Origin of the sequence: Pseudonocardia sp. 73-21 (genome assembly GCF_001899645.1) — a bacterium.
Classification (GTDB): domain Bacteria; phylum Actinomycetota; class Actinomycetes; order Mycobacteriales; family Pseudonocardiaceae; genus Pseudonocardia.
Window position 1 is genome coordinate 1 of the sequence record NZ_MKVV01000075.1, and the last position, 23,068, is coordinate 23,068.

The 23,068-nt window shown below is 73.6% G+C and carries 29 protein-coding genes; 22 read left to right on the plus strand and 7 right to left on the minus strand.

The genetic code is table 11. The annotated features are described in order from the left end of the window. Positions 1–172 precede the first annotated feature (172 nt). From BGP03_RS23475 to BGP03_RS23490, 4 genes are read left to right on the plus strand one after another with little or no spacing between them, the layout of a single operon-like run. Positions 173–2,038, plus strand: a complete 1,866-nt coding sequence (locus BGP03_RS23475) for an ATP-binding protein (protein ID WP_299737503.1) — start codon at positions 173–175, stop codon at positions 2,036–2,038. Then, positions 2,035–2,424 (plus strand): roadblock/LC7 domain-containing protein, encoded by a 390-nt coding sequence (locus BGP03_RS23480; RefSeq protein ID WP_298797461.1) that lies wholly within the window; start codon positions 2,035–2,037, stop codon positions 2,422–2,424. The genes BGP03_RS23475 and BGP03_RS23480 overlap by 4 nt, the downstream gene beginning before the upstream one ends. After that, positions 2,421–2,774 carry a DUF742 domain-containing protein gene (locus BGP03_RS23485; protein WP_296367383.1) on the plus strand — a complete coding sequence of 118 codons (354 nt, stop codon included), beginning with the start codon at positions 2,421–2,423 and terminating at the stop codon, positions 2,772–2,774. Before BGP03_RS23480 ends, BGP03_RS23485 begins: the two co-directional genes overlap by 4 nt. Beyond that, a complete protein-coding gene (locus BGP03_RS23490) occupies positions 2,764–3,336 on the plus strand; it encodes an ATP/GTP-binding protein (RefSeq protein ID WP_296367381.1) in 573 nt (190 codons plus the stop codon). The genes BGP03_RS23485 and BGP03_RS23490 overlap by 11 nt, the downstream gene beginning before the upstream one ends. Before the next feature lies 1 nt (position 3,337). Here the strand turns inward: BGP03_RS23490 and BGP03_RS23495 are convergent, their stop codons facing one another. The 4 genes from BGP03_RS23495 to BGP03_RS23510 all read right to left on the minus strand — a co-directional run bounded on the left by BGP03_RS23495 (position 3,338) and on the right by BGP03_RS23510 (position 6,704). Continuing rightward, on the minus strand, positions 3,338–3,898 hold the full coding sequence (locus BGP03_RS23495) for a Uma2 family endonuclease (protein WP_296367379.1): 561 nt from the start codon (positions 3,896–3,898) through the stop codon (positions 3,338–3,340). Between the two features lie 56 nt (positions 3,899–3,954). Next, on the minus strand, positions 3,955–4,890 hold the full coding sequence (locus tag BGP03_RS23500; RefSeq protein ID WP_298797467.1) for a hydroxymethylglutaryl-CoA lyase: 936 nt from the start codon (positions 4,888–4,890) through the stop codon (positions 3,955–3,957). Continuing rightward, positions 4,880–5,365, minus strand: coding sequence for a PH domain-containing protein (locus BGP03_RS23505; RefSeq protein WP_296367375.1), 486 nt, complete (start codon positions 5,363–5,365; stop codon positions 4,880–4,882). Before BGP03_RS23505 ends, BGP03_RS23500 begins: the two co-directional genes overlap by 11 nt. 532 nt (positions 5,366–5,897) lie before the next feature. Beyond that, positions 5,898–6,704, minus strand: coding sequence for a biotin--[acetyl-CoA-carboxylase] ligase (locus BGP03_RS23510; RefSeq protein ID WP_298797476.1), 807 nt, complete (start codon positions 6,702–6,704; stop codon positions 5,898–5,900). 170 nt (positions 6,705–6,874) lie between these two features. On the opposite strand from BGP03_RS23510, the gene BGP03_RS23515 reads away from it, so the two are divergent. From BGP03_RS23515 to BGP03_RS23590, 16 genes are all read left to right on the plus strand, one after another. Further along, positions 6,875–8,500 carry an acyl-CoA carboxylase subunit beta gene (locus BGP03_RS23515; protein WP_298797478.1) on the plus strand — a complete coding sequence of 542 codons (1,626 nt, stop codon included), beginning with the start codon at positions 6,875–6,877 and terminating at the stop codon, positions 8,498–8,500. A gap of 82 nt (positions 8,501–8,582) precedes the next feature. Beyond that, entirely contained in the window at positions 8,583–8,813 is a 231-nt protein-coding gene (locus BGP03_RS23520; RefSeq protein ID WP_296367367.1) for an acyl-CoA carboxylase subunit epsilon, read from the plus strand. Between the two features lie 66 nt (positions 8,814–8,879). Continuing rightward, positions 8,880–9,161 carry a DUF427 domain-containing protein gene (locus BGP03_RS23525; protein WP_296367366.1) on the plus strand — a complete coding sequence of 94 codons (282 nt, stop codon included), beginning with the start codon at positions 8,880–8,882 and terminating at the stop codon, positions 9,159–9,161. A 76-nt stretch (positions 9,162–9,237) separates the two neighbouring features. Continuing rightward, positions 9,238–9,759 (plus strand): hypothetical protein, encoded by a 522-nt coding sequence (locus tag BGP03_RS23530; protein WP_296367364.1) that lies wholly within the window; start codon positions 9,238–9,240, stop codon positions 9,757–9,759. After that, a complete protein-coding gene (locus BGP03_RS23535) occupies positions 9,756–10,847 on the plus strand; it encodes a histidine kinase (protein WP_298797481.1) in 1,092 nt (363 codons plus the stop codon). Before BGP03_RS23530 ends, BGP03_RS23535 begins: the two co-directional genes overlap by 4 nt. Then, positions 10,820–11,482: a response regulator transcription factor gene (locus tag BGP03_RS23540; protein ID WP_298797482.1), complete on the plus strand. Its 663-nt coding sequence runs from the start codon at positions 10,820–10,822 to the stop codon at positions 11,480–11,482. The genes BGP03_RS23535 and BGP03_RS23540 overlap by 28 nt, the downstream gene beginning before the upstream one ends. Before the next feature lie 99 nt (positions 11,483–11,581). Next, entirely contained in the window at positions 11,582–11,752 is a 171-nt protein-coding gene (locus BGP03_RS23545) for a hypothetical protein (RefSeq protein WP_296367358.1), read from the plus strand. Between the two features lie 33 nt (positions 11,753–11,785). Next, positions 11,786–11,911 carry a hypothetical protein gene (locus tag BGP03_RS23550; RefSeq protein WP_296367356.1) on the plus strand — a complete coding sequence of 42 codons (126 nt, stop codon included), beginning with the start codon at positions 11,786–11,788 and terminating at the stop codon, positions 11,909–11,911. Between the two features lie 48 nt (positions 11,912–11,959). Continuing rightward, positions 11,960–12,580, plus strand: a complete 621-nt coding sequence (locus BGP03_RS23555) for a nucleoside triphosphate pyrophosphatase (RefSeq protein WP_296367354.1) — start codon at positions 11,960–11,962, stop codon at positions 12,578–12,580. 48 nt (positions 12,581–12,628) lie between these two features. Then, a complete protein-coding gene (locus BGP03_RS23560; RefSeq protein ID WP_296367352.1) occupies positions 12,629–13,519 on the plus strand; it encodes a sulfurtransferase in 891 nt (296 codons plus the stop codon). Beyond that, complete coding sequence (locus BGP03_RS23565; RefSeq protein ID WP_296367351.1) at positions 13,516–13,944, plus strand: SufE family protein; 429 nt, start codon at positions 13,516–13,518, stop codon at positions 13,942–13,944. Before BGP03_RS23560 ends, BGP03_RS23565 begins: the two co-directional genes overlap by 4 nt. Before the next feature lie 93 nt (positions 13,945–14,037). Continuing rightward, on the plus strand, positions 14,038–14,946 hold the full coding sequence (locus tag BGP03_RS23570) for a TIGR04222 domain-containing membrane protein (RefSeq protein WP_298797483.1): 909 nt from the start codon (positions 14,038–14,040) through the stop codon (positions 14,944–14,946). Further along, complete coding sequence (locus tag BGP03_RS23575; RefSeq protein WP_298797484.1) at positions 14,939–15,793, plus strand: DUF692 domain-containing protein; 855 nt, start codon at positions 14,939–14,941, stop codon at positions 15,791–15,793. Before BGP03_RS23570 ends, BGP03_RS23575 begins: the two co-directional genes overlap by 8 nt. After that, positions 15,790–16,269 carry a hypothetical protein gene (locus BGP03_RS23580; RefSeq protein WP_298797485.1) on the plus strand — a complete coding sequence of 160 codons (480 nt, stop codon included), beginning with the start codon at positions 15,790–15,792 and terminating at the stop codon, positions 16,267–16,269. The genes BGP03_RS23575 and BGP03_RS23580 overlap by 4 nt, the downstream gene beginning before the upstream one ends. A gap of 43 nt (positions 16,270–16,312) precedes the next feature. Then, a complete protein-coding gene (locus tag BGP03_RS23585; RefSeq protein ID WP_296367342.1) occupies positions 16,313–16,906 on the plus strand; it encodes a TetR/AcrR family transcriptional regulator in 594 nt (197 codons plus the stop codon). After that, complete coding sequence (locus tag BGP03_RS23590) at positions 16,906–18,027, plus strand: glycosyltransferase (protein ID WP_298797486.1); 1,122 nt, start codon at positions 16,906–16,908, stop codon at positions 18,025–18,027. Before BGP03_RS23585 ends, BGP03_RS23590 begins: the two co-directional genes overlap by 1 nt. Here BGP03_RS23590 and BGP03_RS23595 read toward each other — a convergent pair. Next, on the minus strand, positions 17,997–18,362 hold the full coding sequence (locus BGP03_RS23595) for a VOC family protein (protein ID WP_296367338.1): 366 nt from the start codon (positions 18,360–18,362) through the stop codon (positions 17,997–17,999). The two genes, BGP03_RS23590 and BGP03_RS23595, sit on opposite strands and share 31 nt — an antisense overlap. A gap of 70 nt (positions 18,363–18,432) precedes the next feature. Between BGP03_RS23595 and BGP03_RS23600 the strand changes: the two genes are divergently transcribed. Further along, a complete protein-coding gene (locus BGP03_RS23600; protein WP_296367336.1) occupies positions 18,433–18,855 on the plus strand; it encodes a MarR family winged helix-turn-helix transcriptional regulator in 423 nt (140 codons plus the stop codon). A gap of 7 nt (positions 18,856–18,862) precedes the next feature. Here the strand turns inward: BGP03_RS23600 and BGP03_RS23605 are convergent, their stop codons facing one another. Both BGP03_RS23605 and BGP03_RS23610 read right to left on the minus strand, forming a co-directional pair. Further along, positions 18,863–20,098 carry an acyl-CoA dehydrogenase family protein gene (locus tag BGP03_RS23605; protein WP_298797487.1) on the minus strand — a complete coding sequence of 412 codons (1,236 nt, stop codon included), beginning with the start codon at positions 20,096–20,098 and terminating at the stop codon, positions 18,863–18,865. Between the two features lie 37 nt (positions 20,099–20,135). After that, positions 20,136–21,122, minus strand: coding sequence for a helix-turn-helix domain-containing protein (locus BGP03_RS23610; protein ID WP_296367332.1), 987 nt, complete (start codon positions 21,120–21,122; stop codon positions 20,136–20,138). 167 nt (positions 21,123–21,289) lie between these two features. On the opposite strand from BGP03_RS23610, the gene BGP03_RS23615 reads away from it, so the two are divergent. Further along, entirely contained in the window at positions 21,290–23,068 is a 1,779-nt protein-coding gene (locus tag BGP03_RS23615; protein ID WP_298797488.1) for an acetyl/propionyl/methylcrotonyl-CoA carboxylase subunit alpha, read from the plus strand.

Genomic DNA, 23,068 nt, shown 5'->3' on the forward strand with positions numbered 1-23,068 from the left:
AGCGCAGCGACACGACCCCGCTCCCGCGGTCGATCACGCCCTCAGCCGCACTCCATTTCCGGAAGAGCCCGTAATCCATATCGCGATCCGTAGCCGGTTGTTCACCCGCCGACAAAGCGTTGTAGTGTCGCCGCTCTCGTCACACCGGCTCCCCGAAATGGTGCAGATCACGATGTGGAAATGGCTTCTCGACGTCCTGCCGCACGGGTACTCACTCGACGAGAAGGACTGGCAGCGCCGCCACCGACTTCTGCTGTGGTTGCTCGGACTGCACGTCCCGGCACTGGCGATATTCGGTCTCGCCGTGGGTCGCGGGGCCCTGACCATGGGAATCGTGCTGGCGCCGCCCCTGATCTGCGTCCTCGTCGGACACGCATCGCGTCACTACCGGCGCACGGCAGCCGTGATCGTCACATTCGGACTGGTGTACTGCTCAACCACATTGGTGGCGATCACCGGCGGCACCATCGAGGCCCACTTCCACTTCTTCATCATCATCGGCTTCATCGCCCTCTACCAGGACTGGGCCCCTTTTCTGTTCAACATCCTCTTTGTGGTGATCAGCCACGGAATCGGGTCGCTCTGGCAGCACACGCTGATCTTCGGTGACAGCGCGGGGCAGGCGAACCCCTGGCTGTGGTCGTTGATCCACGGAATCGCGGTCCTGTTCGCCTGCGTCGGGATGACCTTGTTCTGGAGGTTCACCGAGGAGTCCCAGAACGAGAAGGACGCGCTCTCGCGGCGGCTGGCCGAGGCCGAGATCGGACGTCGCCAGTTCACGTCGGACCTGCTGACGAACCTGGCCCGGCGCAACCAGAGCCTGCTCCACCGCCAGCTCGACATCATCAACCAGCTCGAGGACTCCGAGCGCGACCCGGACGCGCTGGCCGAGCTGTTCACGCTCGACCACCTGGCCACCCGGGTGCGCCGCAATGCGGAGAACCTGCTGGTCCTGTCGGGCGAGAAGCCGCCGCGCACCTGGAGCGAGCCGGTCCCGCTGCGGGACGTGCTGCGGGCCGCGATCGCCGAGACCGAGGACCTGGACCGCGTGGTGTTCGTCGTCGACGAGCGGACCGCCGTCGCCGGCCACACCGTCGTCGACCTGACCCACCTGCTCGCGGAGCTGACCGAGAACGCCGTGCGGTTCTCCCCGCCCGACACCACGGTCACGCTGCGGGCCCGGCCCCGCCGCACCGACCAGGGCGGCTACGTCGTCACCGTCGAGGACTGGGGCATCGGGATGCCCGCCGAGGACCTGGCCGCGGCCAACACCCTGCTCGCGACCCCGCCCGAGGTGGACCTGTCGGTGTCGCAGCGGCTCGGGTTCCACGTCGTCGCCCGCCTCGCCGCGCGGCACGGGGTGCAGGTCTCGCTCGGCCCCACCCCGGGCTCGGGGATCACGGCCGTCGTCGTCCTGCCGGCCGACCTGTTCGTCGCCGCCACCGATCCGCCGGTGCCGGCGCAGCACCCCCGGGGCGACGCCACGGCCGCTCTCCGCCCGGTCCCCGCCCCCCGCCGTCCGGCCGCCGTCACCCCGCCGGCACGCGACATCCGCGTCCCGTCGTTCGTCGGCGGAGGGCACGGGGAATCAGGGCACGGGGAATCAGGGCACGGGGAGCCGGAGATCGTGACCCGGCGGGTGCGGCCCGGGAACCAGCCGACCACCCACCCGGCCGGGCAGGAGGGCCGGTGGCCCGGCTGGTGGGAGCACGCGGCCGGGCCGGTGCCCGGGCCCCGACCGGTCGCGCCCGGAGCCCCGGCGGCGCACTCGATGTCGGACAGCGCGCCGGCGGGCCTCTTCGACGCCCACGAGCCGCCACCCACGACGGCTCCTCCGGCGCCCCGCAGCGGGCGGCCGGCGGAGGAGCCGTCCGTGGGCGGGCTGCGCCGCCGCGTGCCGCAGTCCCACCTGGCCGCCGAGCTGCGCGTGCCGGCGCCCATCGCCGCTGCCGCCGCACCGGCCACCGCCGAGTCGGCGAGCGCGCTGTCGCGCTACCAGGCCAGCCGGGCCCGCGCGATCGCTGAGGACGGCCGATGAGCCCGGGCTCCCTCGACTGGCTGGTGGCGGAGTTCGTCCGCGACACCGCCGGCGTGCTGGACGCCGTGGTCGTCTCCGCCGACGGGCTCCGGCTCGCCACCTCACCGGGGATGCCGGAGGCCCGCGGCGACCAGCTCTCCGCGGCCGCGTCGGGGCTGGTGAGCCTGGCCCGCGGCACCGCCGCCCTGCTCGACGCGGGGCCGGTCACCCAGACGATCCTGGAGATGGGCCGCGGCTACCTGTTCGTCACCGCGCTCGACGTGGGCGCGACGCTGGCCGTGCACGCCGACCGGCGCTGCAACATCGGGTTGGTCGGTTACGAGATGACGATGCTCGCGTCCCGCGTCGGCCACGCGCTGGCGCCGGGGGTGCGGACGCACCGGTGAAGGAGACAGGAGGCGGGGGCCGGGTGGTCCCGGTGTACGCGGTCACGGGCGGTCGCACCCGGTCGGCCGGACACGACCTGCCGATCGAGTCCCTCGTGACGGCCACGGGCCAGTTCACCGGCGACCTGCAGCCCGAGTACCGCTCCATCGTCGTGCGCGCGTCACGACCGCTGTCGCTGGTGGAGATCGGGGCCGAGCTGGGCGTCCCCGTCGGGGTGGCCCGGGTGCTGGTCAGCGACCTGGCCGACGCCGGCTACCTGATCGTGCACGCCCCCGCACCCGCCTCGGTCGACGGTAGCCCGCCGCCCGAGGTGCTGAGCCGACTGTTGGAGGGTCTCCGTGCCCGGTGACCAGGGCCCCATCCCGTTGAAGATCGTCGTGGCCGGCGGATTCGGGGTGGGCAAGACGACGCTCGTGCGTGCGCTGTCGGAGATCCCGCCGCTGCTGACCGAGGAGTCGATGACGACCGCCTCGATCGGCATCGACGACGTCTCGGCGGTGCCGGACAAGCGGACCACCACCGTCGCCATGGACTTCGGCCGCATCACCGTCGACGACGCCCTGATCCTCTACCTGTTCGGCACGCCCGGGCAGGACCGGTTCTGGTTCATGTGGGACGAGCTCGCCCGCGGCTCGGTCGGCGCCGTGGTGCTCGTGGACCTGCGCCGGGTGGACGACTGCTTCGCCGCGGTGGACTACTTCGAGAACCGCGGTGTGCCGTTCGTCGTGGCGGTGAACGGGTTTCCGCGCACCGAGACGTTCAGCCGGGAGGCCGTGCACGACGCGCTGGCGCTCGCGGCCGACACCCCGGTGGTGCGGATGGACGCCCGCGACCCCGGCTCGTGCCTGGCCACGCTCGTCACGCTGGTGGAGCACGCCCTGGAGCGCTCCCGGGCGGTGGCCGGCCGGTAGCTCAGGCCCCGCGGCGGGCGACGAGGGCGTCGATGTCGATGCGCAGCGGGAAGGGCTCGGTGACGACGAGCTCGCCGGTGGCGTTCTGGCTCTCGCGGTACCCGTCGCCCGGGGCGCCGAGGCCGAACACCGTGATCGTGGGCAGCGGTGGATCGAGATCGATCACCCAGTAGTTCGGGATCCCGGCGTCCGCGTACTCGAACGACTTGAGGTGCATGTCGACGTTGCGTGTGCCGGGCGAGATGATCTCGACAGCGAGCCGCACCTCTTCCGCTGTGACCCGGTTCTGCGGCCCGTCGGACGGTACGACGACCAGATCAGGGGCACGGAGGATCACGGGGCTCTCACTGCGGAGGATCACCTCGAAGTCGATCACACAGTCCCATCCGTCGGGGATCTGTTCGCGGACCTGCAGAGCAAGCTCGACCAGTGCCTGCTGGTGCCGGCGGGCAGCCCTCGGCGACATCACGAGAACGCCTTCCTGTAGTTCGTAGTGCGCCGAGTTGTCCTCGGGCAGCGCGTCGAACTCCTCGAGCGTCATCAGCCCTCGATGCAGCGGCATGGCCATAGGAGAAGTGTGCCGTACGGCGCTGCCGTTCCGAGGGAGATCACGAGAACTCAGCCGCCGAGGGCCCGCACCACCCGCGACGGGGAGGGGCGGCCCAGCCGCTCCGCCATCCACGTGCTGGTCGCGACGAGCGCGTCCAGGTCGGCCCCGTGCGCGACGCCGAGCCCGTCGAGCATCCAGACGAGGTCCTCGGTGGCGAGGTTGCCGGTGGCCGACTCCGCATAGGGGCAGCCGCCCAGCCCGCCCGCGCTCGCGTCGACGGTGGTGACGCCCTTCCGCAGCGCGGCGAGCGTGTTGGACAGCGCCTGGCCGAACGTGTCGTGGAAGTGGACGGCGAGCTGGTTGACCGGCACGCCGCCGTCGACGCAGGCGTCCAGGACGGCGTCGACGTGGCCGGGGGTGCCGGTGCCGATCGTGTCACCCAGCGAGAGCTGGCCGCAGCCCATGTCCACCAGCCGGCGCCCGACGGCGGCCACCTGGTCGGGGGCGACGGCGCCCTCCCACGGGTCGCCGAAGCACATCGAGACGTAGCCGCGCACGCGCAGCCCCTCCGCGCGGGCGCGGGTGACCACGGGCGCGAACATCGCGAACTGCTCGTCGAGGGTGCGGTTGAGGTTGCGCTTCGCGAACGTCTCGGTGGCGCTGGCGAAGATCGCGATGTGCCCGACGCCGGCGGCGAGCGCGCGGTCGAGGCCGCGGTCATTGGGCACGAGCACCGGGTAGTCCAGCCCGGGGCGACGGGCGAGGCGGCGCAGCAGGTCCTCGGCGTCGGCGAGCTGCGGCACCCACTTCGGGTGCACGAAGCTGGTGGCCTCCAACGTGGTCAGGCCCGCGTCGGCGAGCCGGTCCAGGAACTCGACCTTCACCTCGACGGGCACCACGGTGGACTCGTTCTGCAGCCCGTCGCGCGCGCCGACCTCGTAGATCGTGATCTCCGACGGCAGGTCGGCGGCCGGAACCACCGTCGGGAGCTTCCTAGGATTCATCGGCCACCTCCTGGTACAGCAGCGCGTGCACGCGTTCCACGCCCGGCACGTCGTCGAACTCCAGCGGCTCGTCCGACGCCGACTCGATGACCAGGGTGCCGCAGCCGAGCATGCGTTCGACGATCGTGTGCCGGAACTGCACGCTGTTGATGCGGCTCATCGGGATGTCGATGCCCTGCCGCGACAGCACACCCTCCCGGATCAGCACCCGGCGCGTGGTGACCACGAAGTGCGTGGTGCGCCAGCGCAGCACGGGCCACAGCGTGAACCGGCCGATCAGCCCGAGCCCCACCACCGCGATCGCGAGCCACCCCCAGGGCGCCCAGGGCTGGGCCCGCACCAGCGCGGCCAGGAACGCACCCAGCGCGACGACCACCAGCAGCACGACCACCGGCACCACGAGCATCTTCCAGTGCGGGTGCTTGTGCATGACGATCTGCTCGCCGGCGACGAGGAGATCGTCCGGATAGGCCACGGCGTCACGGTAGCGCCCGATCAGCCGGGCACGACCGCCAGCACCGGTGTGGGGTCCACCCCGTCCACTCCCCGCAGTACCCGACCTCCCCACGGCGCCGCCAGTGGCACCGTGTACTCGGCGTTGCGTCCCACGGCCGCCACCGCGCATCCGGGCCCCGCGGCGGTCGGCGCGGCTCCCACCGCGACGGACCGCACGCCCACCACGACCGCCGATGCGGGCTCCGGCGCGACCGGCTCGTCCCGGCGCCGCCGGCTCCCCGGGGCGGCCGGCTCCCCGGGGCGGCCGGCCCCGGAGTCGGCGGTGGGCCGGGCGTCGGCCGGGAACTGCGGCCCCGGTGTCCAGCGCGGCGAGGTCGGCCTCCGGGTAGGTCGGCGCCCGCCGCCGGCCCCGGGCGCCTCGCCCGAACCGGACGGCGGCGGAACACCGCAACCGGCGGCCGGCAGGCACGTGCGCAGCACCGCTGCCCGGAACGTCCTCGCTGGTCGCAGGGTCGGGATGGTCCCGCCTCCCGACCGCGCCGTCCAGCAGCTCAGTCGGCCGGACGGACGTGCACCACGTCCCCGGCGGCGACCGCGCGCCGGTGCCCGGCCGGGTCGAGCAGCAGCAGCCGCCCGTCGCGGTCGACGTCCTCGGCGATGCCGGTGTGGACGGTGCCGCCCGGCAGCTCGACGCGGACCTCGGCGCCCAGGCTCGCGCAGCCCGCCCGGTAGTCGGCGCGCAGGCGGGTGACGTCGGGGTCGCCCCGGCCGTCGCGCCAGGCCTGTTCGCGCGCGGCGAGGTGGGTCAGCAGCGCCACCAGCACCTCGGCGCGGTCGACGTCCACCCCCTCGGCCGCCAGCGAGGTGGCCCCCGCCTGGTCGGTCGGGGCGGAGCCCACGTTGAGCCCGATGCCGACGACGATCGCCGGCTTCGTGGGATCGGCGACCTCGGCGAGGATGCCCGCCGCCTTGCGCTGCGCGGGACCGACCAGGAGGTCGTTGGGCCACTTCAGGCCGGCCGTGGTGAGACCGAACCCCCGGACGGTGTCGAGCAGCGCCAGGCCGGTGAGCAGCGGCAGCCACCCGAACCGCGACGCGGGCACTCCCGTGGGCCGCAACAGCACGCTGACCGTGAGGCCGGAGCCGGGCGGCGAGACCCATGACCGGGTGAGCCGCCCGCGGCCCGCCTCCTGGTGCTCGGCCACCAGCACGGTGCGGTCGGGGGCGCCTGCGAGGGCCGCGGCCAGCAGGTCCGCGTTGGTCGAGCCCGTGGACTCCACGACGTCGACCTGGGCCCAGGTCCCGAGCAGCGCCGCGCGCAGTCCCTCGGGATCGAGCGGCCGGGTCGTCCGGTTCATGCCGCGGGACGCTACCGGCGGCCACGCCGCACCGTGCCCCTCAGCGGCCCAGGAGCGCACCTGGAGCGACGGACGGGCGGCCTCCGTCGCCGGGCGCGCGACGGGAGCGTGACGCAGACCGCTCAGGTACGCCCACCCGGGCGGTTACCGGCGGGTTAGGCTCCCGGGCCATGAGTGCTGCAACGGAGCCGCTGCCGGACGCCGAGCCCGACATCCACACGACTGCAGGCAAGCTCGCCGACCTCCACCGGCGCACGGAGGACGCGGTGCACGCCGGCACCGAGGCGGCCGTCGAGCGCCAGCACGCCAAGGGCCGCCAGACCGCCCGCGAGCGCATCGACCAGCTGCTCGACCCCGGGTCGTTCGTCGAGATCGACGCGCTGACGCGGCACCGCTCCACGAACTTCGGCATGGACGCCAAGCGCCCGTTCGGTGACGGCGTCGTCACGGGCACCGGCACCATCGACGGCCGCCAGGTCGCCGTGTTCAGCCAGGACGCCACCGTGTTCGGCGGGGCGCTCGGCGAGGTCTACGGCGAGAAGATCGTCAAGGTCATGGACCTGGCCCTCAAGACCGGCATCCCGATGATCGGCATCAACGACGGCGGCGGCGCGCGGATCCAGGAGGGCGTGGTCGCGCTCGGCCTCTACGGCGAGATCTTCGTGCGCAACGTCCGCAGCTCCGGCGTGATCCCGCAGATCTCACTGGTGATGGGCCCGTCGGCGGGCGGCGCGGTGTACTCCCCCGCGCTCACCGACTTCATCGTCATGGTCGACGGCACCAGCAACATGTTCATCACCGGCCCGGACGTGATCAAGACCGTCACGGGCGAGGACGTGGAGATGGAGGAGCTCGGCGGCGGCCGCGCCCACAACTCGAAGTCCGGCGTCGCGCACTACAACGGCAGCGACGAGGAGGACGCGATCTCGTATGTCAAGGAGCTGCTGAGCTACCTGCCCAGCAACAACCTCTCCGAGCCGCCGTCCTACCCGGCGCCGGAGCCCACCGCGGGCTCGATCGCCGACGACCTCACCGACACCGACCTCGAGCTCGACACGCTCGTGCCCGACTCGCCGAACACCCCCTACGACATCCGCGAGGTGATCACCCGCGTCGTCGACGAGGGCGAGTTCCTCGAGGTGCACGAGCTGTTCGCGCCCAACATCGTGGTGGGCTACGGCCGGATCGAGGGCAAGTCGGTCGGGGTGGTGGCCAACCAGCCCACCCAGTTCGCCGGCTGCCTCGACATCGACGCCTCCGAGAAGGCCGCGCGCTTCGTGCGCACCTGCGACGCGTTCAACATCCCGGTGGTCACGTTCGTCGACGTCCCCGGCTTCCTGCCCGGCACCGAGCAGGAGTGGAACGGCATCATCCGCCGCGGCGCCAAGCTGATCTACGCCTACGCCGAGGCCACCGTCCCGCTGGTCACGGTCATCACGCGCAAGGCCTACGGCGGCGCGTACGACGTGATGGGCTCCAAGCACCTCGGCGCCGACATCAACATCGCGTGGCCCACCGCCCAGATCGCCGTCACCGGCGCCGCGGGCGCGGTGAGTATCCTCTACCGCAAGGAGCTCGCGGCGCTCGAGGGCGACGAGCTCGCCGCCAAGCGCGCCGAGCTGCAGCAGGACTACGAGGACACCCTCGCCAACCCCTACATCGCGGCCGACCGCGGCTACATCGACGGGGTGATCCCGCCGTCGCACACCCGGGGTTACGTGGGTCGTGCGCTGCGGACGCTCGCCACCAAGCGCGAGGCCGTTCCTGCTCGTAAGCATGGGAACATCCCGCTGTAGTAGTGCGGCTCCGCCGCCCGTGCGCGGAAATCGGTGCCCTGGCACTGATTTCCGCGCACGACCGACCCGTAGGGAGGCTGTCGTGACCGACGGAGACACCACACCCGAGGAGCGCCGCGCCCTGTTCCGCGTGGTCCGCGGTGACCCCACCGCCGAGGAGCTCGCCGCCCTCACCGTGACGCTGGCCGCGGTCGCGGGCGCCGGGGGCGACGCGCCGGCGCCGAAGCCACGCAGCGCCTGGAGCGAGCCACGGCTGCGCACACCGCTGACCCCCGGCCCCGGCGCCTGGCGGGCCTCGACCCTGCCCCGCTGACGCGGGTGCGAACGGTTCGGTGACGTCCACGCGCGGCGCGGTCGGAACAGGGGCAGGATCGCTCGCATGAAGGCCATCTGGAACGGCGTCGTCATCGCCGAGAGTGACGCCACCGTCGTCGTCGAGAACAACCACTACTTCCCCGCCGATTCGGTGAAGGCGGAGTACCTGCGCGACTCCGCGACGACCACCGTCTGCCCGTGGAAGGGCACCGCGAGCTACAAGACGCTCGTGGTCGACGGCACCGAGAACGCCGACGCCGCCTGGGTCTACCCCACGCCGAGGGACGCCGCGGCGCAGATCAAGGACCACTACGCGTTCTGGAAGGGCGTCACCGTCACGGCATGAGTCCACCCCGGGGTGGAGGCCGGGACCCACCCCCGGACCGACGATTCCCCGGCGCGATCCGAGCACGCTCGACGGCATGGACAACGCCGAGCTCTCCACCTACCTGATCACCGTCGCCGCGATGGTCTGGATCATCTACCGCCAGTTCGTCGGGCGGTTCGTCACCCCGGGCCGCTCGATGGTGCTGCCGCTGGTCCTGGTCGTGTGGGGGCTGGTGCAGGCCGTCCAGGCCGACGTCCGCTGGGGCACGCTCGCCGTGCTCGTGGTGGCCGGTGACCTGGTGCTCACCGCGGCGCTGGGCGCCGTCCGCGGGGCCGCCATCCGGCTGAGCCTGCGCGAGGGCTACCTCTACCGCCGCGGGGGCGTGCCGAGCCTGGTGCTCTGGGCGGTGTCGATCGGCGTGCGCGTGCTGGTCGCGGTGCTCGCCGCGGGCACGTCGGCCGGACCGGCGACGACCGCCACCCTGACGCTCGGGTTCGGCGTCAGCATCGCCACCCAGTACGCCGTACTCGCCGCCCGCGTCCGCGCCGACGGCCGCCCGATCCGCCCCGCCGGGGATCGACGCGGCAGCGGGACACGCGTCACACTCGGCGGATGACCGAGGACCGGGGCCCCCTCCGGATCGTCGGCAACCTGATCTGGTTGCCGATCATCCTGGTGGCCACGTTCGTGGACGGCACCCGCATCGAGCACCTGGCCACGGCGATCGTCGCGGCCGCGGTCGCGGGCCTCGCCTGGACCGTTCTCGGGCTCCACCTCGACTCCCCGCCGTGGGTGGGGCCGGCCGCGACCGTGGTGCTCGCCGCGGCCGGGGCCGCGTGCCTCGCCGCGGTCGGGACGTGGTCCACGCCGCTGGCGTTCTGCGTCTACGCGGTGATCGTCGCGGGGGTCCGGCTGCCCGCGCCGGCCGCCGTCGCGATCGCCGCCGGCACCGGGACCGGAGTGTTCCTGGTGCTGCGCACCGAGCCGGCGGGGCTCCCCGTCCTCCTGCTGGGCCTCGTCGCGATCCTGCTGTTCGGGATGGGCCGCCGGGAGAGCCGGCGCCGGGCCGAGCAACGGGAGCTGACGCTCGTGGCGGGCGCCCGCGTCACCGAGGAGCACGCGAGGGCCGCCGCGCTGGCCGAGCGGGCCCGGATCGCCCGCGACGTGCACGACGTGCTCGCCCACTCGCTCTCGGCATTGGCCGTGCAGTTGCAGGGGGCCCGGCTGATGGTGCTGCGCGACGGCGCCCCGCCCGACACCGTCGCCCAGATCGAACGGGCCCAGCGCCTCGCCGCCGACGGGCTGGCCGAGGCCCGGCGCGCCGTCACGGCGCTGCGGACCGAGCCGGTGGACCTCGCAGCCGGGCTCCGCTCCCTCGTGGACGACACCCCCGCCGCCACGCTCGAGATCGACGGCGAACCCGGCCCCCTCGACGCCACCGCCCACGAGACCATCCTGCGCACCGCCCAGGAGGCGCTCTCCAACGTACGCAAGCACGCACCCGGGGCGCCGGTGGAGGTGCGGCTGTCGCACCACGAGGGCGCCACGGAGCTGGAGGTCCGCGACCACGCGGGACCACCGGCCGCCACCGCGCAGGGCGGCTACGGTCTCGTCGGGATGGCCGAGCGCGCCGCACTGGCCGGGGCCCAGCTCGACGCGGGACCGATGGAGGACGGATGGCGGGTACGGCTGACGATCCGGTGACCGACCTGCGCGTCGTCCTGGCCGACGACCAGACCATCGTCCGCGAGGGCCTCGTCACGCTGCTCGGGCTGCTGCCCGGCATCGAGGTCGTCGGCGCCGCCCCCGACGGCGGGCGGGCCCTCGCCCTCGTCGCCGAGCACGCCCCCGACGTCCTGCTCACCGACCTGCGGATGCCCGTCTGCGACGGCGTCGAGACCACCCGCCGGGTGCGGGCCGAGCACCCGTCCGTCGCCGTGGTCGTGCTCACCACCTACGCCGACGACGCCTCCGTCCTCGACGCGCTGCGCGCGGGCGCCGTCGGCTGGCTGTCCAAGGACGCCGACGCCGAGGCGATCGGCCACGCGCTGCGCTCGGCCGCGGCCGGCCAGTCGACGATCGACTCGGCCGCGCTGGCCCGGCTCGTCGCGGCCGGCCCCGCCCCGCCCGCCGCCCCTCCGGACGGGCTGACCGCCCGCGAGGCCGAGGTGCTCGGGCTCATCGCCGCGGGCCTGTCGAACGGCGAGATCGCCCGGCGGCTCGTCGTCAGCGAGGCGACCGTGAAGACGCACGTCAACCGGCTGTTCGCCAAGGCCGGACTGCGCGACCGGGCCCAGGCCGTGGGCTACGCCTACCGCCACGGACTCGTCCCCGGCTGAACATCAAACCCCCATCAAACGGCCCTAAATCCAGATCAAGTAGCTGGAGCCCGCGTCGTGACCCGACCCACACTCGGATCACGAACAAAGGAGGCTCCGATGGACATCATGATCAAGGTAGTGGTCCTCGTGGTCGTGGGGCTGATCATCCTGATCACCCTGCTGGGCGAGTTCGGCCCGCGGTCGGACGGCGGTCGCCGCACCCGCGGGTCGCGCCGCGGCGGGGCGGGCGACCGCTCGGCCGCCGACCTGGTCACCGCCCGCCTCTGACCTCAGCGTTCCGTTCCCGGGCAGGAGAGATCCATGACCGGGATCATCGTCGTCCCGGTGATCCTCGCGGCCGTCGTCGTCGCCGCGGAACTCGGCCGCGGCCGCCGCGGCCCGGGCATCCACAGCGACGCGGGCTGGTTCGCCGGCGGCGGCAGCTGAGGTGACCCACCGCTGATCACGGCGTCCGGCCCCGTAGGGTCGGGCGCCGTGCGCGTCGTACTGGCCTCGGCCTCCCCAGCCCGGCTCGGGATCCTGCGGGCGGCGGGCATCGACCCGCTCGTGGAGGTCTCCGACCTGGACGAGGAGGCGCTGCTCGCGTCCGTCCCGCACGCCTCGCCCGGCGAGAAGGTCACGACGCTGGCCGGCGCCAAGGCCACCACGATCGCCCGCCGCATCGCCGGCACCCACCCCGACGCGCTCGTGATCGGCTGCGACTCGATGCTCCACATCGGCGACGAGCTGGTCGGCAAGCCCACCGACGCCCACGAGGTGCGGCGCCGCTGGAGCGTCATGGCCGGAGGTATGGGCGAGCTGGTCACCGGGCACGCGGTGCTGCTGATGGCCGACGGCGGGATCGACCGCGTCGCCGAGGGCCACGCGGTCACCGCCGTCCGGTTCGGGTCGCCGACCGAGGCCGAGCTGGATGCCTACATCGCCAGCCGTGAGCCCCTGGCCGTGGCGGGCGCGTTCACCCTCGACGGGCTGGGCGGCTGGTTCGTCGAGGGCATCGACGGCGACCCGTCCAACGTCATCGGGCTGAGCCTGCCGCTGCTGCGCCGCCTCCTCGCGGGCGTCGGCGTGACGGTCACGGACCTCTGGCGGGGTTGAATTCGCGCGCGGCGCGCCGCGCGCGACGGCAGGACTAATCTGGCGAGCATGGCTCTGCAGAACGACACCGATCCGAAGCTCGCCGCCTACGCCCACCCCGAGCGCCTGGTCACCACGCCCTGGCTCGCCGACAACCTGGGCACTCCCGGGCTCGTCGTCGTCGAGTCCGACGAGGACGTACTGCTCTACGACACCGGGCACATCCCCGGCGCGGTGAAGGTCGACTGGCACACCGAGCTCAACGACCCCGTCACCCGCGACTACGTCGACGGCGCCCGCTTCGCCGAGATCTGCGGGGAGCGCGGCATCGGCCGCGACACCACCGTCGTCATCTACGGCGACCGCAACAACTGGTGGGCCACCTACGCGCTGTGGGTGTTCAGCCTGTTCGGCCACGCCGATGTCCGCATCCTCGACGGCGGGCGCGCCAAGTGGGTGGCCGAGGGCCGCGAGATGACCACCGAGCAGCCCAAGCCGGAGGTCGTCGAGTACCCGGTGGTGGAGCGCGACGACACGGCGATCCGCGCGTTCAAGGACGACGTGCTCGCCCACCTGGGCAAGCCGCTGGTCGACGTGCGGTCTCCCGGCGAGTACTCCGGCGAGCTGCTGCACATGCCCGACTACCCGCAGGAGGGCGCCGTCCGCGGTGGCCACATCCCGGGAGCCGCGAGCGTGCCGTGGGCCCGCGCCGCGGCCGAGGACGCCACGTTCAAGTCCCGCGAGGACCTGTCGGCCATCTACGAGCAGGAGCAGGGGCTCTCGCCGTCGGACGACGTCGTGGCCTACTGCCGCATCGGCGAGCGCTCCAGCCACACGTGGTTCGTGCTCACCCACCTGCTCGGCTTCGAGCACGTCCGCAACTACGACGGCAGCTGGACGGAGTGGGGCAACGCCGTGCGCGTGCCCATCGTCCAGGGCGCGGAGCGCGGGCAGGCATGAGCCTCCCCCCTCAGCTGGAGGAGCTGGTCGAGGACTTCGCGGCGGTCGGCCCCAAGGACCGGCTCCAGCTGCTGCTGGAGCTCTCGCGGGAGCTGCCCGAGCTGCCCGAGCGCTACGCCGACGCCGCCGACACGATGGAACAGGTGCACGAATGCCAGTCGCCGCTGTTCCTGGCGGTCGAGGTGGACGACGACAAGCACGTGCACCTGTTCTTCTCCGCGCCGCCCGAGGCCCCCACCACCCGGGGTTTCGCGTCGATCATGCACACGGGCCTCGACGGCGAGCCGGCCGCCGAGGTGCTGGCGGTGCCCGACGACTTCTACGTGGCGCTGGGGCTGGCCCAGGCCGTGAGCCCGCTGCGCCTGCGCGGCATGTCGGCGATGCTCTCGCGCATCAAGAAGCAGGTGCGGGCGGCCACCGGCTGACCGAACCTCAAGTCCTGGTGAAGAACATTCCCTGGAGCGGGTGGACCCCCAACACTGTGAGACGTCTCATAAGGACGACTCAGGAGGTGTCCGGTGGTTCTCGCAGCAGCAGGCGACACGTGGGGCATCAGCGGCCCCGGCTTCCTCGTCATGTACCTGGTGATCGCCGTCGTCGTATGGGTGGCCACCACCCGGGCGCGGCGCGCGCTGGCCGATCCCCGGCCCCGCCACACCGCGGGTGACCTGTCGGGCCACCCGCACGACGTCGCCTACCTCAACGGCGGCGCGGAGCTGGCCGTCACCTCGGCCCTCTCGGCGATGCACCTGCGCGGCACGATCGCCCCGCAGCGCGGCAGCGTCCAGGCGATCGGCCGGCTCGACCCGGGCGCCGACGACCTGGAGCACGCGATCCACCTCACGACCAGGAGCGCCGTGGCCCGGCGCCGGTTGCCGTTCCACGGGCCGGTCGCGACGGCGCTGAAGGTCATCGAGAGCGGTCTCGTCGACGCCGGCCTGCTCGTCTCCCCCGAGCTGCGCAGCCGGATCCTGCGCCAGGGGTTCTGGATGCTCGGGGTGGCCGCCCTCGGGCTGGTGCGGCTGCTGGCCGGCACCGCCGACGGCAAGCCGGCCGGGTTCCTGCTGTTCGCGCTGATCGGCGTGGTGGTGGTCGCGCTGGTCCAGCTCGGCCGCGCCCCGCGACGTACCCGGCTCGGCGACCGCACGCTGCACGAGCTCGCCCAGCGCCACCACACGCTCTCGCCCACCATGCGGCCCGACTGGGCGGTCTACGGCCCGGCCGCGGCGGCGCTGGGCGTCGGGATCTTCGGGGTCGGCGCGCTCTGGGCGTCGGACCCGGCGTTCGCCGACGAGCTGGCGCTCCAGAAGGCGGCCGCGGCCGGCGGGGGCAGCACCTCCGACGGTGGGAGCTGCAGCAGCGGCGACTCCGGGGGCGGGAGCAGCTGTGGTGGCGGCGGCTGCGGCGGGGGCGGCTGCGGTGGCTGACCTGCTCTGCGGCGCCGGCATCGGCTGGCGCCCCGAGATCGCCGGGGTGGTCGCCGACCTCCCGGCCCTGCGGTTCTGCGAGGTCATCGCCGAGGCCCTCGCTCCCACAACTCCGCCTCGAGGGGTGGCGGAGCTGCGGGAGCGGGGGGTGGCGGTGGTCCCGCACGGGGTTCGGCTCTCGTTGGGGGGAGCCGAACCCGTGGAGGCGGCGCGCGTCACGCACCTGGCGGCGTGCGCCGCCGCGGTGGGGGCGCCGCTGGTGAGCGAGCACGTGTCCTTCGTCCGTGCCGGGGGGCACGAGGCGGGCCACCTGCTGCCGCTGCCCCGCACCCGCGAGGCGCTCGGCGTGCTCACCGCGAACGTGCGGCGCACGCAGGCCGAGCTGGACGTCCCGTTGGCGCTGGAGCCGATCGCGGCGCTGTTCGACTGGCCCGAGGACGAGTTCAGCGAGCCCGACTTCCTCACCGAGCTGCTGGAGCGCACCGGCACGCTGCTGCTGCTCGACGTCGCCAACGTGCACGCCAATGCCGTCAACCGCGGCCAGGACGCGCGGGCGGTGATCGACCGGATGCCGCTCGACCGCGTGGCCTACCTGCACATGGCGGGCGGCTCGGAACGGGACGGGCTCTACCACGACACCCACACCGACCCGGTCCCCGACGCGGTCATGGCGCTGCTGGAACACACGGTCTCCCGGATGCCGGCCCCACCCGCGGTGATGCTGGAACGCGACGGCCGCTACCCACCGGCGGCGGAGCTGCGGGCGGAGTTCACGGCGGTGGCGAGAAGCGCGGGCCACCCGCAACCCCGCGAGTCGGGGTCTGCGGGCGAACGAGTCGCGCCGTGAGTGCGAACTGGTCGGCCTCCCCAACCGGCGAGTTCGCCATTCCGCTCGGCGAGTTCGCCGCCTGGCCGACCGGGTTCGCCGATCCGGCGACGTCGCTGGCCGCCCGGCAGGCCGAGCTCGTCGCCGCGCTCGTCACGGGCACGTCCGACCCGGCCGGGTTCGACGGCGCCCGCCTCGACGCCACCCGCGCGGCGCTGCTGCGCAAGCGGGCCGGCGAGGCCGCGAAGCACTGGCCGCTGCTGGCCGCGTCGCTCGGCCCGGACTGGGCGCCGACGTTCGCCCAGGTGCACGCCGGCCACCCGTCGCTCGGGCCGCTGTGCGACGGCTGGGACGTGGCCCGCGCCCTGCGCGACCGCGGCGAGCTGACGCCCGGGGCCGCCGGGGAGCTCGACGACGCCGAGTCCCGGCTGTTCTACGACGGGCAGGGCCTCCCCCGCCCGCACCGCGGCCCGCGACGGTGGTTCGGCCGGCGTTGACCTCTTGACGTGACCGCACAATTTCACGTTAATGGTCACTGTCATGAAAACCACGCGGCCCTACACGCAGAGCGCCCGCGCCGAGGCCACCGCCCGCACGCGCGCGCGGATCCTCGACGCCACCTTCGCGCTGGCGCAGGAGAAGCTCAGCCTGGAGATCGTGCTCACCGACGTGGCCGAACGCGCCGGCGTCAGCGTGCAGACGATCCTGCGGCACTTCGGCACCAGGGACGGGCTCTTCGACGCGGCGCGCGAGCACGGCACGTCGGAGGTGGTCGAGGAGCGCGACACGCCCGTCGGTGACGCCGGTGCCGCTGTGACGGTGATCGTGGCCCACTACGAGCGCCGCGGCACGTTCGTGCTGAGCCTGCTGGCCCAGGCCCGCTTCGACGAGGACGTCGCCACCGTCGTGCGCGACGGGGTGGCGGTGCACCGCCGCTGGGTCGCCACCACCTTCGCCCCGCAGCTCGCGACGAGCGCCGACCCGGCGGAGCTGCTCGACCTGCTCGTCGTCGCCACCGACATCGGCACGTGGTCGCTGCTGCGCCACGGCGCCGGGCACGACCGCGACACCACGACCTCCCGGATGCACGCGCTGGTCTCCGCCCTGCTCGTCTCGCCGAAGGGACGCCTCTGATGGCCGACATCCTGTTCTGCACCTGGGACGGTGGCGGCAACGTCCCGCCCGCCCTGGGCATCGCGGCCGAGCTGCAGCGACGCGGCCACCACGTCCGCTTCCTCGGCTACGGCACACAGCGGGCCGCGCTCGAGAAGGCGGGATTCACCGCCGCCTCGTACACGCGCGCACGGCCGTGGGACCCGCTGCGGCCGCCGTCCGGACCGGCCGGGGCCGTGCGCGCGATGCGCCTGTTCGGCGACCCGGGGCCCGGCCGCGATGTCGCCGACGAGATCCGGTGCACCGGCCCCGACCTCGTGGTGGCCGACTGCCTGAGCGTCGCGGCCGTCCGCGCCGCGCGCCGTTCCGGGCGGCCGACCGCGGTGCTCGCCCACACCTTCACGAGCTACCTGCGGACGTGGGCCCGGGGCCCGATGGGGGCGGCGGCCGCGGTCGGGGCGGGGCGGCCGCTGCGCGAGTGGGGTCTCGCCGACCTCCTGCTCGTCGCGTCCGACCGGCAGCTGGACCCGGGAACGCCACTACGGGGGAACGTCCGGCACACCGGGGCCGTCGTCCCCGGCGCCGCGCCGGCCGACCCCGGAGCCGCCGACCCGACCGTGCTCGTCAGCCTCAGTACGGTCGGCTACCCGCACCTCGCGAGCACCGTGCAACGCGTCGTCGACGCGCTGGCCGAACTGCCGGTGCGGGTGGTGGTCACCACCGGGCCCGCGGTGGACCCGGGCTCGCTGCGCGCGGCGGCCAACACGGAGATCCTCCGCTACCGGCCGCACCGCGAGCTGATGCCGTCCGCGTCGTTGGTGATCAGCCACGGCGGGCACGCGACGGCCATGGCGGCGCTGGCCCACGACCTGCCGCTGCTGGTCCTGCCGCTGCACCCCCTGCTCGACCACGCGATGGTCGGGCGCGCCGTGCAGGACGCCGGGGCCGGCCGGAGCGTGCGCAGGAGCGCCCGCCCCGGGGAGATCGCCGCCGCCGTCACCGATCTGCTGACCGATCCCGGTTACCGCGCCGCCGCCGCGACGGTCGGGGCGAGGCTGCGCGCTCACGACGGTGCGGTCGGCGGGGCCGACGCGCTGGAGGAGCTCCTCGTTCAGGAGGGCACGGCGGTGAAGAACTCGTAGCTGTGCCCGTCGGGGTCGCGCACGTAGACCGCGCGGCCGCCGGCGAGCTCGTTGGTGCGGCGGTCCCAGCCGTTCCCGGGACCGGAGCCGAAGGGGACCTCCGGACCGAGCCGCCCGAGCAGGCGGTCGAACGTGGTGTCGTCCACGAGGAACGCGAGATGCCCGGGCGCGACCTCCTGGCGCTCGTCGAAGTCGAGCGTGAGGTCGTCGTTGACGCGGACCGGCGTGAACGGTCCGACCGGCTCGCCGACGTCGAGGCCGAGCAGCCCCGCGAGGAAGCGAGCCGAGGCGTCCTTGTCGCGGGCCCGGACGATCGTGTGGTTCAGGACGATCATGAGCATCTCCCTGTGTGTGCGATTCGCACACAATATAGGTGCGATGCGCACCGATTGCTAGGGTCACGGCATGGATGGGGACGACGGCGGTCCGGCGCTGTTCCGGCTGGTCCGGTTCTGGTCGCGGCGGTGGGCGCGCGGGATCGCGGCCGGCGGTCCGTCACTGCCCCAGCACGTCCTCGTCCTGGACGCCGTCCGCGCCGGCGCCGAGGCGACGGTCGGCGACGTCGCCCACCAGCTGGGCCTGGACCATTCGGGGGCCAGCCGGATGGTGGCCGCCACCGCCGACGCCGGCTACCTGCAGCGCACCCGGGCCCGCACGGACGCGCGCCGCGCCGTCCTCTCGCTCACCCCGGCCGGCGAGGAGCTGCTCCGCTCCTCGCGGGACTGGCAGCGGAGCACCTTCGTCGAGCTCACCGCGTCCTGGAGCCAGGAGGACCGGACGCGGTTCGCGGGCTACCTCGCACGGCTGGCGCGCGAGGTCGGGGCGTGACCGCGGCTCAGCTCATCCCGGACGCGGACAGCGGGTCGTAGCCCTCGCCGCGGAAGAGTTCCTGCATCTGACGGCGCCGGACCCCGACGTTGCTCCCCTCGATCACCGGGTAGGCGAGCGCCTCGTCGAGGTGACGCAGGAGCGGGAAGTTCCGGTCGTAGGCCGTCACCCCGACGACGTTCATGAGGTCGGTGATGACGGCGACGCCCGTCGCAGAGCCGAACACCTTCGCGTGCAACGCCCACTCGAGCGCCGACGGGTGCTGCGACAACGCGGCGTCCAGGGCCCGCCAGGACAGCAGCCGGACGGCCTCGATGCGGCTCTTCGCGTCGGCGAGGACGTCGGAGACGGCCTGGTGGTCGATGATCGGCACGGCGCCGCCCCGCTTCTCGGCGACGGCGAACCGGTAGGCCACGTCGAACGCCTGCCGCATCGCCGCCACGGCGAACGTGCCGATCGAGGCGCCGCTGCCGACGAACGCGTTGCGGGTCAGAGCGACGCCCTGGCCCTCGGCGCCCAGCAGGTTCGCCCGCGGTACCCGGACATCGCGCAGAGTGACCCGGGCGGTCAGGCACCCGGCGAGACCGGGGAGGTCGTAGACGTGCTCCACCTCGATGTGACCGGCGAGGTGCTCCCGCTCGGCGACGACCAGCGAGACCCCGCCGGGCGTGCGGCAGACGATCGTCATGACGTCGGGACCGTCGCCGTCCCAGCCGGGCAGGTGCGACGCCCACGCCTTTCGCCCGTTGATCACCCAGTGGTCGCCGTCGGGGACGGCGGTGGTCCGGGTGCCCTCCGCCGGGGCGGGCGCGTCGAAGTTCGCGCTGCCGCCGGGTTCGGAGTAGGCCATGGCCGCGACGGGCGCGCCGTGGTCGGCGAGGAACGGGGCGACGAAGCGGGCGATCTGCTCGGGCGTCCCCACCTCGTAGACCGGGGCGAGCGCGATCAGCGGGCCGGCCATCGAGATCACGAAGTCGGGGCTGTGCGCGGCCCACTCCTCGATCAGGATCGCCGCGTCGACCCCGCTGGAGGCGGCCCCGCCGAACGGCACGGGGATGAAGCCCTTCAGGAAGCCCGCCTCCACGGCCTTCTCGAACACCGGCCGCGCGAGGCCGGCCCGCCGCAGGGGATCGGGCTCGGCGCGCACGGCGTCGGCGAGACCGCGCAGGTTCGCCTCGGCGAACCGGCGGGCGCCGTGCTTGAGCTGCTCCTGCTCGGGCGAGAGGGAGAACGACACGGACACGGGGACTCCTCGGCTCGGGACGTCCAGCGTCCCGGGCTCAGCCCGCGGTGTCTTGTCCCTCCGCGCGCGACGGCTGTGCAGTTCGTGCGGCCGTTCGTGCGCCCCGCACATCGCTCGGCGTGCAGCCGAACTCGCGCCGGAACGCCCGGCTGAACGACGCCGCGTCGGCGAAGCCCGCCGAGGCCGCGACGTCGGTGATCGTCCTGGTCGTCGCCGGATCGGCGAGCACCGTCCGGCACCGCTCCAGCCGCATCCTCCGGACGGTGGCGGCGAAGGTGTGCTCGTGGCCGGCGAACGCGGCGTGCAGGGTGCGCGGGGAGATCCCGAACCGGCGGCACACGCTCGACACCGACAACGAGGGGTCCCCGAGCCGACCGCGGACGTGCCGCAGGATCTCCGCGCGCAGCAGCGCACGGGGCTGCTCGCCGAACGCCGGACCCCCGGCCGTCGCGGCCACCACCGCCGACGCGAACGCCTGCTCCAGCTCCTGCGCCGCGGCCGAGCCGGCCGGCAGGTCGACCGTCCACAGGGCGCTCATCAGCGACCCCACCACGCCCCCGGCGCCCCACGTCGCGTCGAACGTCTCGCCGAGCGGAGGCCGCCCGCCGCCCAGACGGGCCGTCAGCAGGTCGCGGGGCAGCCGGAACGACACCATCCGCCACGGCTCGTCGAAGTCGAACCAGTAGGGCTCGGTGGTGTCGACGAGGGTGAACCGGCCCGGGCCCACCACGGACTCGGTGCGGCCCTGCCGGGCGCGGCAGCGTCCGGCGAGCTGCAGGTTGACGAAGAAGTAGGCGCCGTCGGTGCGGGCCACCTCGCGCGGTCCGTGGGCCGTCTCCTGGGGCTGCGAGTCGATGCGGGCGCGCACCAGGTCGTGCAGCGGGCGGGTCTCGACGCGGGCGGCGAACCCCGGGCCCGCCTCCGCCCGGCGGGGCGTCAGGGGGACGAACGCCTGGCAGATCACCTCGTGCCAGTAGCCGAACTGCTCCCGCTCCGGGCGGGCGGCGACATCCCAGACCGCCATCGGGGGATTCTCCGGCCCCACGTCGACACCGGTCAAGCTCCTCCGCGGACGGGGAGGTAGCCCCGGAGGTCAGCTACACCACACCCGGCCAGGTCGGCCGAGGCGCCCCGGCATGCCTAAACTCCCCGGTAACCACGCGCCGGAGCACGGGGCTCCCGGGCGCACCCATGAGGAGGCCGACCGTGCCGCGCCTGACCAAGGTTCTCATCGCGAACCGCGGAGAGATCGCCGTCCGCGTCATCCGCGCCTGCCGGGACGCGGGTCTGACCAGCGTCGCCGTCTACGCCGACCCCGACCGCGACGCGCCCTTCGTCCGCCTCGCCGACGAGGCGTTCGCGCTCGGCGGCTCCACCGCGGCCGAGTCCTACCTGGACATCCCGAAGCTGATCGACGCCGCCAGGCAGGCCGGGGCCGACGGCATCCACCCCGGTTACGGCTTCCTGAGCGAGAACGCCGACTTCGCGCAGGCCGTGATCGACGCGGACATCACCTGGATCGGGCCGTCGCCGCAGTCGATCCGCGACCTCGGTGACAAGGTCACCGCCCGCCACATCGCCACCCGCGCGGGCGCGCCGCTGGTGCCCGGCACGAACGACCCGGTCTCCGGCCCCGACGAGGTCATCGCGTTCGCCGAGGAGCACGGCCTGCCCGTCGCCATCAAGGCGGCCTTCGGTGGCGGCGGCCGCGGCATGAAGGTCGTGCGGGAGAAGAAGGAGATCACGGAGGCCTACGAGTCGGCCGTCCGCGAGGCCACCGCCGCGTTCGGTCGCGGCGAGTGCTTCGTCGAGCGCTACCTCGACAAGCCCCGCCACGTCGAGACGCAGGTGCTGGCCGACCAGCACGGCAACGCCATCGTCGTCGGCACCCGCGACTGCTCGCTGCAGCGGCGCTTCCAGAAGCTCGTGGAGGAGGCGCCCGCGCCGTTCCTCACCGAGGAGCAGACGAAGACCCTCTACGACGCGTCGAAGGCGATCGTGAAGGAGGCCGGCTACTACGGCGCCGGCACCGTCGAGTTCCTCGTCGGTCAGGACGGGCTGATCACCTTCCTCGAGGTGAACACGCGCCTGCAGGTGGAGCACCCCGTCTCGGAGGAGACCAGTGGGCTCGACCTCGTGCGCGAGCAGTTCCGCATCGCCGAGGGCCTCGAGCTCAACGTGCTCGAGGACCCCGCCCCGCGCGGGCACTCCATCGAGTTCCGCATCAACGGCGAGGACGCCGGTCGCGGCTTCCTGCCCGCCCCCGGCACGGTCTCGGCGATCAGCTTCCCGGCCGGCCCGGGCGTGCGCGTCGACGGCGGTGTGGAGACCGGCTCGGTGATCGGCGGGCAGTTCGACTCGCTGCTGGCCAAGCTGATCGTCACCGGCTCGGACCGCGCGCAGGCACTGGAGCGCTCGCGCCGCGCGCTGGCGGAGTTCCAGGTCGAGGGCATGGCCACGGTGCTGCCGTTCCACCGGGCCGTGGTCGCCGACCCCGCGTACGCGAGCGACGAGTTCACCGTCCACACCCGCTGGATCGAGACCGAGTGGGACAACCAGGTGCCGCCGTTCGAGGGCGCCTCGGACGCCGACGAGGAGACCGCCGAGCGGCAGACCGTCGTCGTCGAGGTCGGGGGACGGCGACTCGAGGTGTCGCTGCCCGGCAACCTCGCGCTGGGCGGGGGCGGCGGTGCCACGGCGGCGAAGGCTCCCCCGCGCAAGCGCGGCGGCGGCAAGGGCGGCGCCAAGGTCTCCGGTGACGCGGTCACCGCGCCGATGCAGGGCACGATCATCAAGGTGGCCGTGGCCGACGGCGACACCGTCTCCGCGGGCGACCTGGTCGTCGTGCTGGAGGCGATGAAGATGGAGAACCCCGTCACCGCCCACAAGGACGGCACGATCACCGGCCTGTCCGCCGAGACCGGCAGCTCGATCTCCCAGGGCACGGTCATCTGCGAGATCAAGGAGTAG

Coding starts and splice junctions, on each gene's coding strand:
- BGP03_RS23475 (WP_299737503.1), top strand. CDS start 173: ATGTGGAAATGGCTTCTCGACGTCCTGCCGCACGGGTACTCACTCGAC.
- BGP03_RS23480 (WP_298797461.1), top strand. CDS start 2,035: ATGAGCCCGGGCTCCCTCGACTGGCTGGTGGCGGAGTTCGTCCGCGAC.
- BGP03_RS23495 (WP_296367379.1), bottom strand. CDS start 3,898: ATGCCGCTGCATCGAGGGCTGATGACGCTCGAGGAGTTCGACGCGCTG.
- BGP03_RS23500 (WP_298797467.1), bottom strand. CDS start 4,890: ATGAATCCTAGGAAGCTCCCGACGGTGGTTCCGGCCGCCGACCTGCCG.
- BGP03_RS23510 (WP_298797476.1), bottom strand. CDS start 6,704: ATGAACCGGACGACCCGGCCGCTCGATCCCGAGGGACTGCGCGCGGCG.
- BGP03_RS23515 (WP_298797478.1), top strand. CDS start 6,875: ATGAGTGCTGCAACGGAGCCGCTGCCGGACGCCGAGCCCGACATCCAC.
- BGP03_RS23525 (WP_296367366.1), top strand. CDS start 8,880: ATGAAGGCCATCTGGAACGGCGTCGTCATCGCCGAGAGTGACGCCACC.
- BGP03_RS23530 (WP_296367364.1), top strand. CDS start 9,238: ATGGACAACGCCGAGCTCTCCACCTACCTGATCACCGTCGCCGCGATG.
- BGP03_RS23535 (WP_298797481.1), top strand. CDS start 9,756: ATGACCGAGGACCGGGGCCCCCTCCGGATCGTCGGCAACCTGATCTGG.
- BGP03_RS23540 (WP_298797482.1), top strand. CDS start 10,820: ATGGCGGGTACGGCTGACGATCCGGTGACCGACCTGCGCGTCGTCCTG.
- BGP03_RS23545 (WP_296367358.1), top strand. CDS start 11,582: ATGGACATCATGATCAAGGTAGTGGTCCTCGTGGTCGTGGGGCTGATC.
- BGP03_RS23550 (WP_296367356.1), top strand. CDS start 11,786: ATGACCGGGATCATCGTCGTCCCGGTGATCCTCGCGGCCGTCGTCGTC.
- BGP03_RS23560 (WP_296367352.1), top strand. CDS start 12,629: ATGGCTCTGCAGAACGACACCGATCCGAAGCTCGCCGCCTACGCCCAC.
- BGP03_RS23565 (WP_296367351.1), top strand. CDS start 13,516: ATGAGCCTCCCCCCTCAGCTGGAGGAGCTGGTCGAGGACTTCGCGGCG.
- BGP03_RS23585 (WP_296367342.1), top strand. CDS start 16,313: ATGAAAACCACGCGGCCCTACACGCAGAGCGCCCGCGCCGAGGCCACC.
- BGP03_RS23590 (WP_298797486.1), top strand. CDS start 16,906: ATGGCCGACATCCTGTTCTGCACCTGGGACGGTGGCGGCAACGTCCCG.
- BGP03_RS23595 (WP_296367338.1), bottom strand. CDS start 18,362: ATGATCGTCCTGAACCACACGATCGTCCGGGCCCGCGACAAGGACGCC.
- BGP03_RS23600 (WP_296367336.1), top strand. CDS start 18,433: ATGGATGGGGACGACGGCGGTCCGGCGCTGTTCCGGCTGGTCCGGTTC.
- BGP03_RS23610 (WP_296367332.1), bottom strand. CDS start 21,122: ATGGCGGTCTGGGATGTCGCCGCCCGCCCGGAGCGGGAGCAGTTCGGC.
- BGP03_RS23615 (WP_298797488.1), top strand. CDS start 21,290: ATGAGGAGGCCGACCGTGCCGCGCCTGACCAAGGTTCTCATCGCGAAC.